This is a genomic window from Parasediminibacterium schistidii (assembly GCF_046546515.1).
Lineage (GTDB): Bacteria > Bacteroidota > Bacteroidia > Chitinophagales > Chitinophagaceae > Parasediminibacterium.
In genome coordinates this window covers 193,403-210,592 of record NZ_JBKHKJ010000001.1, presented here as the reverse complement: position 1 = coordinate 210,592, position 17,190 = coordinate 193,403, and the positions used below count along the sequence as shown (strand labels likewise).

Annotated in this window: 13 protein-coding genes; 2 read left to right on the top strand and 11 right to left on the bottom strand. The window is 40.8% G+C overall.

The features are described 5' to 3' along the window. Positions 1-327 precede the first annotated feature (327 nt). Complete coding sequence (locus ACHFIY_RS00770) at positions 328-2,202, top strand: DNA polymerase III subunit gamma/tau (protein ID WP_410844127.1); 1,875 nt, start codon at positions 328-330, stop codon at positions 2,200-2,202. A 68-nt stretch (positions 2,203-2,270) separates the two neighbouring features. Here the strand turns inward: ACHFIY_RS00770 and ACHFIY_RS00765 are convergent, their stop codons facing one another. Then, the gene (locus tag ACHFIY_RS00765; RefSeq protein WP_410844126.1) at positions 2,271-3,281 is read right to left on the bottom strand and encodes an ABC transporter ATP-binding protein; all 1,011 of its coding nucleotides are present in this window, start codon (positions 3,279-3,281) and stop codon (positions 2,271-2,273) included. A gap of 145 nt (positions 3,282-3,426) precedes the next feature. Between ACHFIY_RS00765 and ACHFIY_RS00760 the strand changes: the two genes are divergently transcribed. Then, positions 3,427-4,710, top strand: coding sequence for a M28 family metallopeptidase (locus tag ACHFIY_RS00760; RefSeq protein WP_410844125.1), 1,284 nt, complete (start codon positions 3,427-3,429; stop codon positions 4,708-4,710). A 6-nt stretch (positions 4,711-4,716) separates the two neighbouring features. On the opposite strand, the gene ACHFIY_RS00755 is transcribed toward ACHFIY_RS00760, so the two are convergent. The 10 genes from ACHFIY_RS00755 to leuB all read right to left on the bottom strand — a co-directional run bounded on the left by ACHFIY_RS00755 (position 4,717) and on the right by leuB (position 17,164). Next, positions 4,717-5,820 carry an acyltransferase family protein gene (locus ACHFIY_RS00755; RefSeq protein ID WP_410844124.1) on the bottom strand — a complete coding sequence of 368 codons (1,104 nt, stop codon included), beginning with the start codon at positions 5,818-5,820 and terminating at the stop codon, positions 4,717-4,719. Positions 5,821-6,365: 545 nt separating this feature from the next. Further along, positions 6,366-7,850 carry a ketol-acid reductoisomerase gene (ilvC, locus tag ACHFIY_RS00750; RefSeq protein ID WP_410844123.1) on the bottom strand — a complete coding sequence of 495 codons (1,485 nt, stop codon included), beginning with the start codon at positions 7,848-7,850 and terminating at the stop codon, positions 6,366-6,368. Positions 7,851-7,970: 120 nt separating this feature from the next. Continuing rightward, positions 7,971-8,558, bottom strand: a complete 588-nt coding sequence (gene ilvN, locus ACHFIY_RS00745; RefSeq protein ID WP_410844122.1) for an acetolactate synthase small subunit — start codon at positions 8,556-8,558, stop codon at positions 7,971-7,973. 134 nt (positions 8,559-8,692) lie between these two features. Then, the gene (gene ilvB, locus ACHFIY_RS00740) at positions 8,693-10,477 is read right to left on the bottom strand and encodes a biosynthetic-type acetolactate synthase large subunit (RefSeq protein ID WP_410844121.1); all 1,785 of its coding nucleotides are present in this window, start codon (positions 10,475-10,477) and stop codon (positions 8,693-8,695) included. A 32-nt stretch (positions 10,478-10,509) separates the two neighbouring features. Continuing rightward, positions 10,510-11,391 (bottom strand): energy transducer TonB, encoded by an 882-nt coding sequence (locus ACHFIY_RS00735; RefSeq protein ID WP_410844120.1) that lies wholly within the window; start codon positions 11,389-11,391, stop codon positions 10,510-10,512. 22 nt (positions 11,392-11,413) lie between these two features. Next, positions 11,414-12,232, bottom strand: coding sequence for an energy transducer TonB (locus ACHFIY_RS00730; protein WP_410844119.1), 819 nt, complete (start codon positions 12,230-12,232; stop codon positions 11,414-11,416). Positions 12,233-12,258: 26 nt separating this feature from the next. Then, the gene (locus tag ACHFIY_RS00725; RefSeq protein WP_410844118.1) at positions 12,259-12,825 is read right to left on the bottom strand and encodes an ORF6N domain-containing protein; all 567 of its coding nucleotides are present in this window, start codon (positions 12,823-12,825) and stop codon (positions 12,259-12,261) included. A 324-nt stretch (positions 12,826-13,149) separates the two neighbouring features. Next, positions 13,150-14,832 carry a dihydroxy-acid dehydratase gene (gene ilvD / locus ACHFIY_RS00720; RefSeq protein ID WP_410844117.1) on the bottom strand — a complete coding sequence of 561 codons (1,683 nt, stop codon included), beginning with the start codon at positions 14,830-14,832 and terminating at the stop codon, positions 13,150-13,152. Between the two features lie 97 nt (positions 14,833-14,929). Then, positions 14,930-15,799, bottom strand: a complete 870-nt coding sequence (locus ACHFIY_RS00715; RefSeq protein ID WP_410844116.1) for a branched-chain amino acid transaminase — start codon at positions 15,797-15,799, stop codon at positions 14,930-14,932. A gap of 249 nt (positions 15,800-16,048) precedes the next feature. Then, a complete protein-coding gene (leuB, locus tag ACHFIY_RS00710) occupies positions 16,049-17,164 on the bottom strand; it encodes a 3-isopropylmalate dehydrogenase (RefSeq protein WP_410844115.1) in 1,116 nt (371 codons plus the stop codon). Between the last annotated feature and the right edge of the window lie 26 nt (positions 17,165-17,190).

The following is a 17,190-nucleotide window of genomic DNA, read 5'->3' as shown; positions in this document are numbered from 1 at the left end:
CGCATAAAATACGCACTCTTAAAAAACATAAAACACTGTATTTCAATGAGTTACGTTTAAGTAAGGCCTAATATTTGAAATCTAGGGAAAAATGCACTGCCAAGCCATAGTACAAACCCTTGCATTCCTTGCGTGGCAGGGTCAGGGCTCAAGTGTGGTGGTATGCGTCATCAGCTATGTTTTATATGGGGTTAACTGGGCCTTCCAGAATCAATGCGTATGCTTCTTCTAAATTGAAAACAATTAAAAGCGAAGGTTTAAAATGCACCCATCACTATCTACTCACCACTCACCACTGTCCACTTTTCCTTATCTTGCATCCCTGTTATGGATAAATTCATTGTTTCTGCCCGTAAGTACCGCCCGCAAAACTTTAATACAGTCGTGGGGCAAAGCCATATAACCACAACGCTTAAAAACGCCATCAGGAACAACCAGTTGGCACATGCGTTTTTGTTCTGCGGCCCTAGGGGTGTGGGCAAAACCACCTGCGCCAGGATCTTGGCAAAAACCATCAATTGCACCAACCAAACCCCAGAGGGCGAGGCCTGCAATACTTGCAACAGTTGCGTTTCCTTCGATGCGGGCAGCAGCATGAACATACATGAACTGGATGCGGCCAGCAACAACTCGGTTGACGACATCCGCAGCCTAGTAGAGCAGGTACGCTTTGCGCCACAAGCTGGCAAATACAAGGTATATATAGTAGATGAGGTACACATGCTTACCACAAGTGCCTTCAACGCCTTCTTGAAAACACTAGAGGAACCACCACCTTATGCCATTTTTATATTGGCAACTACTGAAAAGCATAAAATACTGCCTACCATCCTTAGCCGCTGCCAGATATTCGATTTCAAGCGGATTACCACCAATGACACGGTAGAACACCTAGAGGAAATTATTGGCAAGGAAGGGGTACATGCAGAAAAAGCAGCCTTGCAGATTATTGCCCAGAAAAGCGAAGGCTGCATGAGGGATGCACTAAGCATCCTGGACAAGATAGTGAGCTTTACCAGTGGCGAAGTAAACTACCAAAATACGCTGGAACACCTGAACATACTAGACCACGATTATTATTTTAAACTGTTGGAAGCCTTGCAACAACAGGACATGGCCGGTGGTATGCTGCTGTATGACGAAATAAACCGCAAAGGCTTTGAGGGCGACATGGTGCTGAATGGATTTGCCGAGTTTATCAGGAACATACTGGTGTGCAAAGATGCCCGAGCCATCCAACTGCTAGACGTGGTAGAGGGTATGCAGGAAAAATACAGGACTGTGGCAGCAAGCGTAAACGCTGGCTACTTGGTAAGTGCCTTGAACATACTGAACGAGGCAGAAGTAAACTTTAAAATGGCCCGCAACAAGCGGCTGCATGTGGAGCTGGTGATTATAAAGCTGAACTTTTTGCAGCAAGCCATTGAGCTATCTGTGCAAGACGGCAACCTAGTAAGGAAAAAAAGGGTGGACGGCCCAGTGGCTATCCAGTACAAGCCCATAGCATCTATACAAATAAAAACACCACCTGCAACGGTAATACCTATGCCCAACAACATAGGTAAATTGTATGTAGAAGAAAAGCCTGCCATACAGCAAAAAGCACCTGCACAGGAATATGCACCTGCAACTTCTCCGATGCAGCCCTATATGCCCGAAACGCAGTATGCAACCACTACGCAAACCATACTCCAGCCACCGCCAATGCAGGTTGTAAAGCCCGTGCCGGCCCCGCCAATGGGGGATGGCAAAAGGAATATACTAGATGCCTTGCGTGCAAAATATGGCGACCGTTATTCTGTGCAGGTAGTAGAAGAACCTATACCGCTGACTATGGAAACATTGCAAGCGCATTGGGACAAGTTTACCAACAAACTAAAGGAAGACAACCAAGTATCTGTTGGCAATGCTTTTTATCAGGCAACTTTGTTAATACAGGATGAAGCCACTTTCACGATATGTATAAACAGCAACTTGCAGCAACGCTTTATAGAACAGGAAAAAACCATGATGCTGGAATACCTGCAACGGCATTACCACAATAATAGCATCAGTTTTAATTTCCAACTAAACGAAGGCACAAAAGACGAAGTACCCGTAACGGCAAACCTGAACAGTAAGCAACGTTTTGAGCGTATTGCCGAGCAATACCCTTTGCTAAGGGAACTGAGGGACAAGTTGAAGTTGGAGTTGGATTATTAGGAAATTACACCTAACATTATAGATTTCAGTTGTTCATTTAAACCATTTGTAAGAATATAAAACATTGGTTAGTTAATCGCAAACACATCTGCCAACAATGAAACATAAACCGCATCGCCTTTTTTTATGCCTTGCGAGGTATTTGTTTTTACAGTAATGGTGTTATTACCTATAAGCATTATTTCCATTTCGTAGTAACTACCGAAGAAAAATAGCTTGTTTGCAATGCCTTTTAGGCTGTTGCTTGTTGGGTTTAAAGATAGCCTAAAGCATTCAGGCCTTATATATAGCATATCTTCCTTGCCTCGCAAAGCCTGTATATTAAAAACCGCTGCTGCTATTGCCGCAGTTATACTATTGTACTTTCCAAAAAGCCCGGCTATGTATTCATTTGCCGGGTGACGGTAAATATATGCTGGCGTGCCTTGTTGAATAATTTGCCCATCTTTCATTACCAATATAGTATCTGCCCACGAAAGCGTGTCCAACGGGTCGTGCGACACCATGATGCAGCTAAGGCTTAACTTTTCACTTACCTCGTTTAGTACCTCTTTCAAAATGTTTTTATGCACCATGTCCAAGTTCGAGAATGGTTCATCCAATAGCAAAAGCTTGGGTGCAGTAAGCAGTAGCCTTGTAAGGGCCACCCGTTGTTTTTCGCCGCCAGAAAGCTGGTCTGTTTTACGGGTTAATAGGTGTGTTATTTTACAAGTCTCATACAGGGCTTTGGCAACTTCGTCTTTCTCCGCATCAACATCCCACAAGGGGTTTGCGTAAATAAGCACCTGCTCCACGGTTAAAAAATTGGGTAATTCAAATTGCTGCGACAAGTAGGCAATGCCTTTGTGGCCAGGTATCAATTGGTCAAACGGGCCTTTTACTTTTTTACCATCAAACAATACCTGCCCTGCAGAAGGCTGGGCCAGCCCGGCTACAATTTTCAAGAGCGTGCTTTTGCCCGAGCCTGTTTCCCCAGCAACGGCTATTTTCTGGTATTTGTTTTGGGTAAAGTTGATACCAGACAGTCCATTGCCCCGTTCCGTTTTTGCAAAAATATCTAAGACTTGTAATAAAGACATGGCTACGAATATATACTTAGCATGGCAAATTTACCTCCTAAAACGAGTTTGGCTATTTTTTTGCTATAAAATAAACCTTTCATACTAATGGAATATAATATAAAAATAATCATCATTTACATTTGTAACCTACACTGTTGGTAATATGAGGATGCTACTAATAATGCTTGCTTGCTGTCCCTTGCTGCTTGTTGCCCAAAGTAAGCGGAAAAAAGCATTGCTATTAGCGGCAGAGGAAGCCAAGGACAAAGCCGTGCTAACTGCCAATATTAAAGCACACCTGCAATATTTTTACAGCGACTCGCTCGCTGGCCTTGATAAGGAAATGGCAATTACGCAATACTTAATAGCCCAATACAAAAAAGCCAATATAGGTCCGGCGGGGAATGATGGGTATATACAGGAAATAGCAATAAACGAGGGCAGGGAAATAAAGCCAGCTACGCAACTGGTAATCAATGGCAGGGATGCTATTGTAAATAAGCACTTCTTCCCACTGGCGTTCAGCGCTAGCAAAACAGTAGCGTCTGCGGTAGCAATGTCTTTAAACGAGCCTGGTAAAATTTGGTTTAAAGACGTGAAAGACTGGCTAGAAGACAATCCTAATATCCATAATTTTAATATGGCAGAAGCCATTAAAAAACACATAGCAAAAATAACAGCTAAAGGGGCAACTGCTTTGTTTTTGTATAATAGTGGCAACACTACCGATAGTATCCAGTTTGTAAAAACAGATACAGCATCAACGGCCATGATGCCTATTGTTTATATTACGAGAGAGGGGTTGACTGATTTTTTTAAAGATGAAACTGCCACGCAAAAAGTGTCTATTAACGTGGATATTGGCTGGTCTATCCATAAAACACACAATGTGATAGGGTACATCAACAATGGTGCTGCCAATACGGTAATAGTTGGTTCATCTTTAACAAGCAACCCTGCTGGCACGGCAGGGATGATAGAAATAAGCAAGCTGCTAAGCATGTGTAATGCTAAAAATAACAACTACTTGTTTGTGCATTCCGGTGGGGAGGATGCGGGTCAGTTGGGCAGCCAATACTGGCTACAACACCCTACCATTGCTGTTACGCCTAACTATATGGTTGATATGGATGGCGTTGCCAGTTGGGACACAACTAAAAATATAACCATTGGCGGTTGTACCACTTCGCCCATTTGGGGTGAAATTGCAAAATCGGCCACTAACCCTCAATACCCCGTTTCATTTGACAGCAGTAGAATGAGTGTAGGCTGCCACGCTTGTTTTTACAAAGCCAATATGCCTGTGCTTTTTTTTATTCCAGAAATACAATCAACTTACGGCAAGGCAATGGATATAAATATTGATAAGGAAAGGGAAGCACTAACCTATATATTAAAGGTAATTGCTGCTGCCAATGACAAAGGGAAACTAGGGTTCAACAAATAATAGTTATTACATCCCCCTGCCGCCCGTGCAAATACCATACAGTTTTGGCGATACCAGCCTAAATATGGCACCTATGGCAATTGTAAAAAGCAAAATAAGAAGGGGAAGTACAATAAACGCAACCAGCCGAAGATGCGGAACATGACTAAAATAAGTAAAAACTATGCTATTGCAATAATTGACCAATGGCACGTGCATAGCATAGATAATGAACGAAAAAGGGCAAACCCACATAAACCATTTTTTACTTGTGAAGTAGAGCACCATTTTGTCGCAGCCATACCAAATAGTTATCAACCCAGCAAATACAGTGGTTTTATGTAATAAAGAAAGGATGATAAAAGAAGGTATGCCCCAAGGCAAATAAAAAGCAATAATTGTTTTTATAATGCTGGCCACCAAAAAAACAGGAAGCCATAGTACAAGCCGAAGCCATTTAGCAGGTTTTTCTATATCGAAACTTGTTTTTTGGATATAAATGCCCAGCGAAAAAAACAGCATTCCCTCGGCTTCAATAAAATGTATGCCGATAGTATGCAGCCAGAGCAAAAAGCAAATGCCAAACCATATTACAGGTTTTTGTTTTATTGCTTTAACAATAAGCGGGTAAGCGATGCTATACACCAATAACGAGCGAATAAACCAAAGCTGGAAAGCAATAGGGGCAAAAGCCCACCTGTACAAAACATTGCCCCAATGAATAGGTAGGCCAGGCTGAGCTTCGCCGGCTTGCAGCAATTCCGAGCCTTGTACTGCAAGTGCAGTAACAGGGAACAACTGTAAGCAATAAGTTAGCAGCAATGCAAAAGCACTCCATAAAAGGTAAGGGATCAACAAAGTCCGCAAGCGTTTTTTTGTTCTTTCACTGTATGGCTTATAGTCGTGGATAGACATTAAATAGCCTGAAATAATAAACAGCATGGGGATCCTAAACCTGAAAAGGCCATTGGCCAGCCAATATTCTAAAAAGCTAGTACAAGTAAGCCGCTCCTCCACAATAGAAAATGGCTGCAGGTACCTTGCGTTTAAGTTGTAGGCATGTACAAAAACCAACAAAACCATGGACAGGAAAGAATAGAACTTAAACTTTTGGCTAATAAAACTATTCATGGGCTTGCTTGTCTGTAGCTGCTGTATTAGCCAATTTGCTGGTCAATAGATTTTTAAAGTGGAACTAAAAGCAGAAGTACTACAAAACACCAAGAACGGCAAAAAAACTTTTAGGAAATGGATGAAAAACAAATGAAATCTTGCACAGTTGTTTTAAACGGCGTACTATTTTGATGAATTTTAATCTTAAGGGAATAAGGAAAATTTGGGACTTTCTCTAGCTATTCAATAAGTTGTAATTTAATTCAAATTTGGGTAAAGTAAAAATCTTTTCAAAAAGATCCGTCCCTAGTGATGGCTTCTTTTTAAACCTAGAATTAATAAAAATCCTTATCCCAAGTGTGTTTAGTTTCTAAGGTTGCCAAATAATCCTGGTATTCTTTTGATAAGGAATTATTTAGGTAAAGACATTGTTGTATATGCCGTATTTCATACCGGTAAAAATCCAGAAAACAGGTTTATTGATTAAGACATTTAAAAAATAAAGCCTGCGATTATTTAACCGCAGGCTTTACTATAAAATTTATCAATTATCAATCCACTTCCTACGCAACCGTATTAATCGTTTTCATATCAGTCATCGCTTGCCTTAAAACAGCACCTACCGCTTCAATTTGGTGGCTACGGATGGATTTGTTTACAGCAATCAGTTCTTTATTGTCAACACCAGCATCTTTACCTTCGTTGAAGTTTTTACCAATTACATCTGTTTCAATTATTTTCATGAAATCAGCCAATAGTGGCTTACAAGCATGGTCAAACAAATAACAACCATACTCGGCTGTATCGGAAATAACCCTGTTCATTTCAAACAATTTCTTACGGGCAATGGTGTTTGCAATCAATGGGGTTTCGTGCAATGATTCGTAATAAGCAGATTCTGCTTTGATACCTGATTGTACCATTGTTTCAAAAGCCAGTTCCACACCTGCTTTTACAAAAGAAACCATCAACAAGCCATTGTCGAAAAATTCTTGCTCTGCTATTTTCGCTGAGGTAACCGCTGTTTTTTCAAAAGCAGTTTCGCCAGTAGCTGCACGCCATGTAAGTAAGTTTTTATCGTCATTAGACCAATCTTCCATCATGGTTTTAGAGAAATGACCGCTCATGATATCATCCTGGTGTTTTTGGAACAATGGACGCATGATACCTTTCAATTCTTCTGCCAATTCAAAAGCTTTGATTTTGGCAGGGTTACTTAGCCTGTCCAGCATAGCAGTGATACCACCTTGTTTCAAGGCTTCGGTAATTACTTCCCAACCATATTGTATCAATTTAGCAGCATAAGCACCATCAATGCCTTTTTCTACCATTTTATCGAAAGAAAGGATAGAACCTGTTTGCAATAAGCCACACAATATGGTTTGCTCGCCCATCAAATCGGACTTTACTTCTGCTACGAAAGAAGATTTCAAAACACCTGCCCTATGGCCGCCTGTACCTACTGCATAAGCTTTTGCATATTCCCATCCTTTACCTTCTGGGTCATTTTCTGGGTGTACTGCTATTAAGGTTGGTACGCCAAAGCCGCGGAGGTATTCTGCACGTACTTCAGAACCTGGACATTTAGGGGCTACCATGATTACGGTAATATCCTTACGGATTTGCATCCCTTCTTCTACTATATTGAAACCGTGTGAGTAAGACAATGTAGAATTTTGTTTCATCAAAGGCATAACAGCACCAACTACGGCAGTATGTTGCTTGTCTGGCGTAAGGTTAATTACCAAATCAGCCGAAGGAACCAATTCTTCATAAGTACCCACTGTAAAACCATTTTCAGTAGCACTTTTCCATGACTGGCGTTTGCCTTCTATCGCTTCTTTACGAAGGGTATAAGATACATCCAAACCCGAATCACGCATGTTCAAGCCTTGGTTCAGCCCTTGAGCGCCACAACCTACTATTACTATTTTTTTACCTTTTAAGGCAGAAACACCATCGGCAAAGTTGCTGCCGTCCATAAACTCACATACGCCCAACTGACCTAATTTCTCCCTCAGGGAAAGCGTGTTGAAATAATTTGCCATCGTTCTTTGCCCCCGTCCCCTAAAAGGGGGAGTTACGGGGAATTTTTAATTGTTGTTTAAATTATTGTTCTATTATAAAAGTTCGGCAAGGTATGTCTTACTATACACTTAACAATGTTATTACATTGAAAAAACCTCTGCCTGTTTGCCTAAGTATTCATTTTCTGCCAATTCCTTTGCAGGTTGGTAAGTTTCGAACTCCCTTAATTTATCATGGAAACCACTACTAGCTTTAATGATAGCTACCCTGGCACTACGTACAAACTCTATCAATCCATAAGGAGCCAAAGCTTTGATAAGACCTTCTGTTTCTTCCCTATGCCCTGTTGTTTCAAAAATAGTATAATCCATACGGATAGCTACTGCTCTTGCACCAAATTGGCGAAGCAAACGCTCAACCTTCACTTTTTCTGCAATAATATCGGTAGGTACTTTGTACAAAGCCAGTTCTTGCCAAACAATTTCCTCGTTTGTATTAAAATAGGCTTTCAATACTTCTACTTGCTTTTCAATCTGACGGCAAAGTTTCCTTACCACTTCTTCTTCTTCGTTTATTACGATGGTAAAACGGTGGATGCCTTCTGCCTCAGAAGGTGAAGTATTCAGGCTTTCGATATTTATCTTCCTGCGAGAGAAAATAATGGCAATGCGCACAAGCAGCCCTACCTGGTTTTCTGTATAAACGGTGATGGTAAATTCCTGTTTCATTTTTTATGTTTTATTGCCACAAAGACTCGAAGGCTCAAAGTGGCACGAAGAAAAAAGAATACATATCTATATGCTTTCTTTCCTTAAGACCTTAGTGCATCTTTGTTTTTTTGTGCCTTAGTGGCTATTTTTTCCTATACTTCCTCTTTGCTCAATACTATATCCGATACACCCCTGCCCTGCGGCACCATTGGGAACACATTGTCTTCTTTGGCTACCATTACTTCTAATAGGTAAGAGCCTTTGTTGTTCAACATTTCAGATAATGCAGTCTTTAAATCTTTCCTATCATTGATGCAACTACCATCTATACGGTACGCTTTTGCAACGGCTACATAATCAGGACTTTGAATATCTACGAAAGAATAGCGTTTATCATGGAACAATTGCTGCCACTGCCTTACCATGCCCAAGAAGCGGTTGTTTAGTATCAATATTTTCACATCAACACCTGTTTGCATAATGGTACCAAATTCCTGTATAGTCATTTGTATGCCTCCATCGCCAATAATGGCTACAACTGTCCTTTCTGGTGCGCCAAACTTGGCACCAATAGCAGCAGGTAGGCCAAACCCCATGGTACCAGCACCACCAGAAGTGATATTACTTTTGGATTGATTGAATTTGGCATATCGACTGGCTACCATCTGGTGTTGGCCAACATCGGTAACAATAATAGCATCGCCATGGGTCAATTCATTCAAAACCTTCATTACCTCACCCATCGTCATTTCGCCTTCGGTTGGGTTCAATTCTTTATGGATGACTACTGCTGTTTCTTTTGCAGCTAACTCCTTAAACTGATTCATCCAAGCTGTATGCTGTTTTTTCTCCAGCAATTGGGTAAGCATTGGCAACGTTTCCTTACAATCGCCCCAAACAGGCACGGTCGATTTTACGTTTTTGTCTATCTCGGCAGGGTCTATATCTAGGTGTATAACCTTGGCTTGCTTGGCATATTTATCTAAACGGCCAGTAACCCGATCGTCAAAACGCATACCTACCGCTATCAATACATCACACTCATTGGTCAATACATTGGGGCCATAATTGCCGTGCATACCCAGCATACCTACATTTTGTGGGTGGTCGGTTGGCAATGCACTCAACCCCAACAATGTCCATGCGGCTGGTAAGCCCCCTTTTTCTATAAATGCTTTGAATTCTTTTTCGGCTTCACCCAATATCACGCCCTGCCCAAAAATCACGAAAGGCCTTTGAGCTTCATTTATCAATTTGGCAGCCTCTTCCACATAAGATTTCCTTACGATTGGCTTGGGGCGGTAGCTGCGTATGTGCGAGCAAGGCGTATAACCTTCGTAATCAAACTTTTGAAGCTGGGCATTTTTGGTAATGTCAATCAATACTGGTCCAGGCCTTCCGGTGCGAGCAAGGAAAAAGGCTTTTGCCAATATATTGGGTATTTCATTGGCATCCGTAACTTGGTAATTCCATTTGGTGATGGGGGTGGTAATATTAATTACATCTACTTCCTGAAAAGCATCGGTACCCAGCAAATGGGCGAATACTTGACCAGTGATACAAACCAAAGGGGTACTATCTATCATGGCATCGGCCAAACCAGTTACCAAATTGGTAGCACCAGGACCACTAGTTGCAAATACAACCCCTACTTTACCAGAACTGCGTGCATAGCCTTGACCAGCATGAATCCCACCCTGCTCATGACGTACCAATATATGTTTCAATTTGTCATGATAATCGTACAAAGCATCATAAATAGGCATGATAGCCCCGCCCGGGTAGCCAAAAACAGTATCGCAGCCCTCTGCTATCAAAGCCTCTAATACAGCTTGTGAACCGCTAATGCTGGTGCCAGCTTTGTTGTCCCACTCAGGGGCTTCCTCAACACTGATGTCGATGTCCAGTTCTTTTTCTTCTATGATTAATGTTTCCATATTTGTTTATATTAAAAAAAATAATTACTAACTTAATAACTACTCACCATAAAAGTGAGTGACTGCCTTCCCTTGTAAGTAACATATTTTCCATCTTGAATGGCTGGATTCCATTTGGGGATATTTTTTAAAACCCGCACTGCTTCTTCTGCACACCCATATCCTGGGTCGTTTTCTGCAACTACTTGCCCAATACTACCATCTTCATTTACAATAAAAGATAACATCACAGTGTACTTACCATTCGGTGCCGCTCTTCTACTTGGAGTAGTAACATCTAGGTTCTTTTGTAAATATTTTGCCCACGCTTGAGACCCACCTATAAATTCTGCTGCTATTACTATACCCTCCGCATGTTTATAGTCTTTTAAGGAATCATTATAATACTTGTACTTTTTAAAAATACTACTCCCATCTGCACCAAACCCTTCCACCATTGCACGCCCAAAAGAATCCCTGTATTCCAAAGAGTCGCACTTGCCCGTATAAGAGAAAAAATACCTTTTATACCCCAACCGATTATCGCCGTTCACAAGCGAGTCTTTTATAGTGCCGTTGGGATAATAAGACTTTAAGGAGCTTGCAAAGTTCTTTTTATAAAAATAAGCCGTGTCTTTTATTTTGCCGTTTAAGAAATAAGTAACCCTTGGGCCTATTTGGTTTCTTATCTCGGACTTAGTACTCATACCACGGCTGTATATTTTGTGCGAAGACAGATAATAAAAAGTGTATTGGTACAAGGTATCTACTTTTTCAAATTTTCCAACATATTGTGCGCCTTCCTCGTTGGTAGGATGCCAAAGTGAATCGTAGTATTTTACTATTTCCCCCTCTTGTGCAATACAATTATTGGCAATGGTGGCCGTTGCTATTACCAATAATATTTGTATGCTAAAAACAAGTGCTTTCATCATTATTTTTCTAAATAATTTTATTCTAATAACCACTTACAATAAAAGTTATTGCCTGCCGTAGTGTATAATTTACTGGTTGGTTGTACTCTATTGCTGGTTCCCAATCTGGGCTTTTACTCATAACCCGCATAGCCTCCTTTTTTGTACCATATCCAGGGTCATTTTCAGTCCTTATATTTTGTACTTTCCCTTCTTTGTTTACCATAAAAGCAACCATAACTGTGTATTTACCCCTTGGTGCAAAATTGAACGTGGGAACATATGAGTCTAAATGCTTTTGCAAAAATTTTACCCACCCATTTGGACCACCGGGAAATACAGCTGCCCTCATATATATGTAATCAGGAACAATATTACCGCTTTCATCATAACCCGTATCAATACTTTCCTTTGCCCCTTTATTCCTGTACGAATAAGCCCTCAACTTATTATTCTCATAAAAATCATGGGTATTGTATGCACCGCTATCCCCATAATTTGTGACATTCTTCAACTTGCCGCTTTCATAAAAAGAATACCTAAACAGATGTTTGCTTTCTTTTGAATACAAAGAAGAATCCTTTAGCTGCCCATTCTCATGGTAGTTTAAATCCAAACCTATGCTTTGTTTCAATGCGGTATCCTTACAAGTGTACCTACTGTATATGTTCATTGATGGCAAATAATATATTTTGCACTTATATAAATTTTCTTCCTTAACAGCTTTCAAGTAAAACCTCGCATTTTCTTTTGTACTAAGCCTGTTCCAAGATGAATCATAATATTTAACCAATGTATCTTGTGAATAGCCAATGTGTGCAAATACAATCAATACTATTACTAAAGTTGATAAAAATTTCATTTTTCTAGTTTTTTAGTTGCATGTATTTAATCCGTTGCCTTAAACCCTATCCTTTGCCTGTTTTCCCAATCTTCTTCTACTTCTTTTTGTGCCAGCAATTTATCCAATGCCTCGTATATCTGGTTCAGTTGCGCATCATGGTTGCCTACCCGTTCTTTTAGTTCCTGCAATTGACCAATGATATTCGTGTATTGCACAGCAAATTTCCTTAGCTCAATAAAAGCCCGCACAATGGCGATGTTCATTTTCCGGGCTGTTGGGCTTTTTAAAACACTTGCTAACATTGTTACGCCATGTTCTGTAAAAGCATAAGGCGCTTGTTGCCTACCGCCCCTGTTTGATATCACAAATTGTGATATCAAACTTTTATCATCTTTGTTTACAGATTTACTAGAAAGCTCGGACGACAACTGTTTCCATTCCTTTGCCGTAAGCCTAAACATAAAATCTTCTGGGAAACTGTCTATATTTCTTTTGATGGCTTGATTGAATACCCTCGTCTCTACCTCGTACATCTCCGCAAGGTCAAAATCAAGCATTACTTTATGCCCCCTGATTTCAAATATCTTTTGCTGTATAATTTGTAGTTGCATTGAATAATTGTTTATCATCTGACTTGAGGTCACAAATTGTGACCTCAAGTTTTTTACATCTCTTCTTTAAAAAGCATTTTTATTTTTCTAAGGTCACTATTTGTGACCTTAGAAAAAATGAGATTGTATTTTTTGCAAAATTTGAAATTACAAATTGTGATATCAAAACTACCAATATGCCGTCCCTACGGGACTGAAATACCAGTTTTATCTATGCGCTACCGATATTTCGTGCCTAACGGCACTTTTGATTAGTAATAAAATCTACGCATTTTTACTTTGAGATCACAAATTGCGACCTCAACCCCCTTTAGGGGATGGGGGTTACGCCTCATCCGTTACACACCCTTCGCTGGCATCTTTCACGCATTGGGCATATTTAAACAATACGCCTTTTGTGGCTTTCAAGACTGGTTTTACCCAAGCGGCTTTCCGTGCTGCTATTTCCTCAGCAGGTACTTTTAAATTGATGGTATTGTTCACGGCATCGAGTTCTATAATGTCATCGTCATTCACCAAAGCAATGCCACCGCCATCGTAAGCCTCTGGTGTGATATGCCCCACTACAAAACCATGGGTGCCACCGCTGAAACGACCATCGGTAATCAACGCTACTGTTTTGCCCAAGCCTGCACCTATGATAGCACTAGTAGGTTTCAACATTTCTGGCATACCGGGACCGCCTTTTGGCCCCACATACCTGATTACTACCACATCGCCCTCATGTACCCTGCCGCTTTGTATACCGGCTATCAATTCTTTTTCGCCGTCAAAAACCCTTGCAGGGCCTGTGAATTTTTCTCCTTCCTTGCCTGTTATTTTTGCTACAGAGCCTTTTTCAGCTAGGTTGCCATACAAAATTTGCAAGTGGCCGGTAGCTTTCAATGGCTTGTCTAATGGGTAGATTATTTTTTGTTTAAAAAAGTCCAAATCAGGCACCTCTGCCAAGTTTTCAGCTACGGTTTTACCTGTTACAGTCAAGCAATCGCCATGAAGCAATCCTTCTTTTAATAAATATTTCATTACAGATGGCACACCACCGTGTTCATGCAAGTCCTGCATCAGGTATTTGCCGCTTGGTTTAAAGTCAGCCAGCATGGGTATGCGGTTACTTACAGCTTGGAAATCATCCACAGTCAATGTCACGTCCACGCTTTTTGCCATCGCTATCAGGTGCAATACCGCATTGGTGCTTCCACCCAATACCATGATGGTTACCATGGCATTTTCAAATGCATTGCGGGTCATGATGTCGCTCGGCTTAATATCTTTCTCCAACAATAACTTGATGGCTATGCCCGCATCTTTACATTCCTGGTCTTTTTCTTTGCTGATAGCAGGGTTAGATGAAGAGTAAGGCAAGCTCATACCCAAGGCTTCAATAGCAGCAGCCATGGTGTTGGCCGTGTACATGCCACCACAGGCACCAGCACCCGGACAGCTATGCATCACAATACCTTTAAAATCTTCATCGCTTAAATTGCCCGCAATTTTTTGCCCAAGGGCTTCAAAAGCAGAAACAATATTCAAATCCTGCCCTTTGTAATGGCCAGGGGCTATGGTACCACCATACACCATAATAGCAGGGCGGTTTAGCCTACCCATTGCTATGATTGAACCCGGCATATTTTTATCGCACCCCGGTACAGCAATTAACGCATCGTAGTATTGTGCACCACAAACTGCTTCTATGCTGTCTGCAATAATATCACGGCTTACCAAGCTGTAGCGCATACCATCTGTACCATTGCTAATGCCATCGCTTACACCAATGGTATTGAAAATCAACCCTACCAAATCATTTTCCCAAACCCCTTTTTTAATGGTTTTGGCCAAATCGTTCAGGTGCATATTACAAGTGTTGCCATCCCAGCCCATGCTGGCAATGCCTACCTGAGCTTTTGCTAAATCTTCATCTGTCAACCCAATGCCATATAGCATCGCTTGTGCTGCTGGTTGTGTTGTGTCTTGTGTAACGGTCTTACTGTACTTATTTAATTCGCTCATAAGAAAAATATTTCCCCCTTCTATTAAAAGGGGGTAACTGTGGAAACTGATTATTGTTACTTAATATATTTTATATCCCTTGCAGGCATTAAAAACCTTATTCTATTACCAACTCTTTGTAAGCCAATTGTATTTGTCTGCTCAATGTATCCTCCCATTTCATTGCAAACGGATGATTATCTAAGCTTTCAAAGCCAATAATTTCTGCCGCTGTTCCGCAGAAAAAGGCTGCATCTGCTCCGTATATTTCTTCTACAGTGCAAGGCTTCTCTATTATTTCTATCCCTTTTGGGGCACATATTTCAAAAACAGTTGCCCTTGTAATACCAGGTAAAATATGCCCTAATTCTGGAGTATATAATATTCCATCTTTTTCATAAAACAAATTGGCACCCGGGGCTTCTGCTGCAAAACCATCTATATCCGTCAGTAGTGCTTCGTCAAAACCTTTGGCTTTTGCCTCATGGCTGGCCATGATGGAATTTACATAATGCCCACTTGCCTTTGCTTCCATCCTAAAAGCTTTTGGGTTTGGCCGTTGGAAAGAGGATAACATTACCCTTAACAGCTTTTCACCTAAAAAAGGCTGCATTTCCCAAGCCTGGATAGTGAAGTGCGAAACCGTGTTAGGGTTAAAACTCATGTTATCAGGTCCATACACCAAGGGGCGTATATAGGCATCACCTAGTTTGTTTGCTGCTAGCACTTCGTTTGTAGCTGTTATCAATTCCTCAGTTGTATAAGCAAATGGCATGTTCAATGCTTTTGCAGAAGCAATCAATCGTTGGTAATGCTCTACAGGTTTAAATATCTTGGTGCTTCCGTCTTTCGTTTTGTAAGAACGGATGCCCTCGAATACGGCATAGCCATAGTGCATCGACTGGCTATACAAATCAATTGTCGCTTCGGCAGCTTTTACAAAACTGCCATCGTGGTAAATAATGGTGTGTTCATTGTAGTACTTCATGCTTCTGTGTTTTTAGCAATTTGAGGCAAAAAAAAACCGCCTCGTGGGAGGCGGTTTGTTATAATTAAATTGTTTTATTAATTAAATACAGTTTCCACCTCCATGCCAAGCAGGAATAATAACGACAACCAACAACACCACCACAATGACTGCGATGGAACCGATTGTTTTATTAAACTTGTTTAACGACATAGAAGTAATTTGATGTTGCGAACATAAGCACTTCTATGTAATATTCAAAGAACTTTTTTATATAACTGTTGATTTTCTCAACTCAATATTCTCATGGTTTACCTGATCTGTTATTTTATGCCCAACATAATCGGCAATCAATTCGCCGAGGGTGGAGGTAAAATAAAAATTGATTGGGTCTATGTCTTTTGTAACGAACTTGTTTTCCAGTGTCCAGGAAACAGCTTCACGAACCCTTTTTGCTTCTTGGAACAAACCAAAATAATCCAGCATCATGGCTGTGGAAAGGATGGAGCCAATAGGGTTGGCAATGTCTTTTCCGGCTGCTTGTGGATATGAACCGTGTATAGGTTCGAACAAGGCAGTGATATTACCCACCGAAGCAGAAGGTGCAAGACCCAATGAACCACTTAGTACGCTGGCTTCATCACTGATGATATCGCCAAACATATTTTCTGTAAGAATTACATCAAATTGTTTAGGGTTGAGTATCATTTGCATGGCAGCATTGTCAACAAACATGTAGCTAACTGCCACATCGGAATATTGGGAAGCCAATTGCTGCACCACTTTACGCCATAGGCGGGAAGTTTCCAATACATTGGCCTTGTCTATCAAAGTCAATTTCTTACGGCGTATCTGTGCATTTTTAAATGCCAAATGGGCAATGCGTTCTATTTCTGAAGTACTATAGGTGCAAGTATCCGTAGAGCTAAAGCCATCGGTACTGGTTTCTTTATGGCCAAAATAAATGCCTCCGGTAAGCTCCCTGTAAATAACCAAATCAACATCTTTTAGAAAAGATTCTTTCAATGGTGAGAGGTGCAATAAAGAAGGAAAAATAGTCAGCGGACGGATATTGCAATACAATTGCAATACTTTCCTTATACCAAGCAACCCTTGTTCAGGCCTTACTTTTGCATTGGGGTCATTGTCATATTTGGGATGCCCTACTGCCCCTAAAAGTACCGCATCGCTTTCCAAACAAATTTCTATGGTTTCAGGTGGCAAGGGGTTTCCTGTTTGGTCAATGGCCACAGCACCCATCAAACAATGTTTGTAATGGAACTCATGCCCATAATGCGCTGCAACGGCATCCAACACTTTTATGGATTGTGCTGTTACTTCAGGTCCTATTCCATCACCATCAATTACTGCAATATTTTTTTTCATACAACTATATTTTTAGCATTTTTAAT

What these genes read in the sequence shown, in the direction of transcription:
- ilvD (WP_410844117.1), bottom strand. Translation starts at nt 14,832, where the DNA reads ATGAGCGAATTAAATAAGTACAGTAAGACCGTTACACAAGACACAACA.
- ACHFIY_RS00715 (WP_410844116.1), bottom strand. Translation starts at nt 15,799, where the DNA reads ATGAAGTACTACAATGAACACACCATTATTTACCACGATGGCAGTTTT.
- ACHFIY_RS00760 (WP_410844125.1), top strand. Translation starts at nt 3,427, where the DNA reads ATGAGGATGCTACTAATAATGCTTGCTTGCTGTCCCTTGCTGCTTGTT.
- ilvN (WP_410844122.1), bottom strand. Translation starts at nt 8,558, where the DNA reads ATGAAACAGGAATTTACCATCACCGTTTATACAGAAAACCAGGTAGGG.
- ACHFIY_RS00725 (WP_410844118.1), bottom strand. Translation starts at nt 12,825, where the DNA reads ATGCAACTACAAATTATACAGCAAAAGATATTTGAAATCAGGGGGCAT.
- ACHFIY_RS00755 (WP_410844124.1), bottom strand. Translation starts at nt 5,820, where the DNA reads ATGAATAGTTTTATTAGCCAAAAGTTTAAGTTCTATTCTTTCCTGTCC.
- ACHFIY_RS00735 (WP_410844120.1), bottom strand. Translation starts at nt 11,391, where the DNA reads ATGATGAAAGCACTTGTTTTTAGCATACAAATATTATTGGTAATAGCA.
- ACHFIY_RS00765 (WP_410844126.1), bottom strand. Translation starts at nt 3,281, where the DNA reads ATGTCTTTATTACAAGTCTTAGATATTTTTGCAAAAACGGAACGGGGC.
- ilvC (WP_410844123.1), bottom strand. Translation starts at nt 7,850, where the DNA reads ATGGCAAATTATTTCAACACGCTTTCCCTGAGGGAGAAATTAGGTCAG.
- leuB (WP_410844115.1), bottom strand. Translation starts at nt 17,164, where the DNA reads ATGAAAAAAAATATTGCAGTAATTGATGGTGATGGAATAGGACCTGAA.
- ilvB (WP_410844121.1), bottom strand. Translation starts at nt 10,477, where the DNA reads ATGGAAACATTAATCATAGAAGAAAAAGAACTGGACATCGACATCAGT.
- ACHFIY_RS00730 (WP_410844119.1), bottom strand. Translation starts at nt 12,232, where the DNA reads ATGAAATTTTTATCAACTTTAGTAATAGTATTGATTGTATTTGCACAC.
- ACHFIY_RS00770 (WP_410844127.1), top strand. Translation starts at nt 328, where the DNA reads ATGGATAAATTCATTGTTTCTGCCCGTAAGTACCGCCCGCAAAACTTT.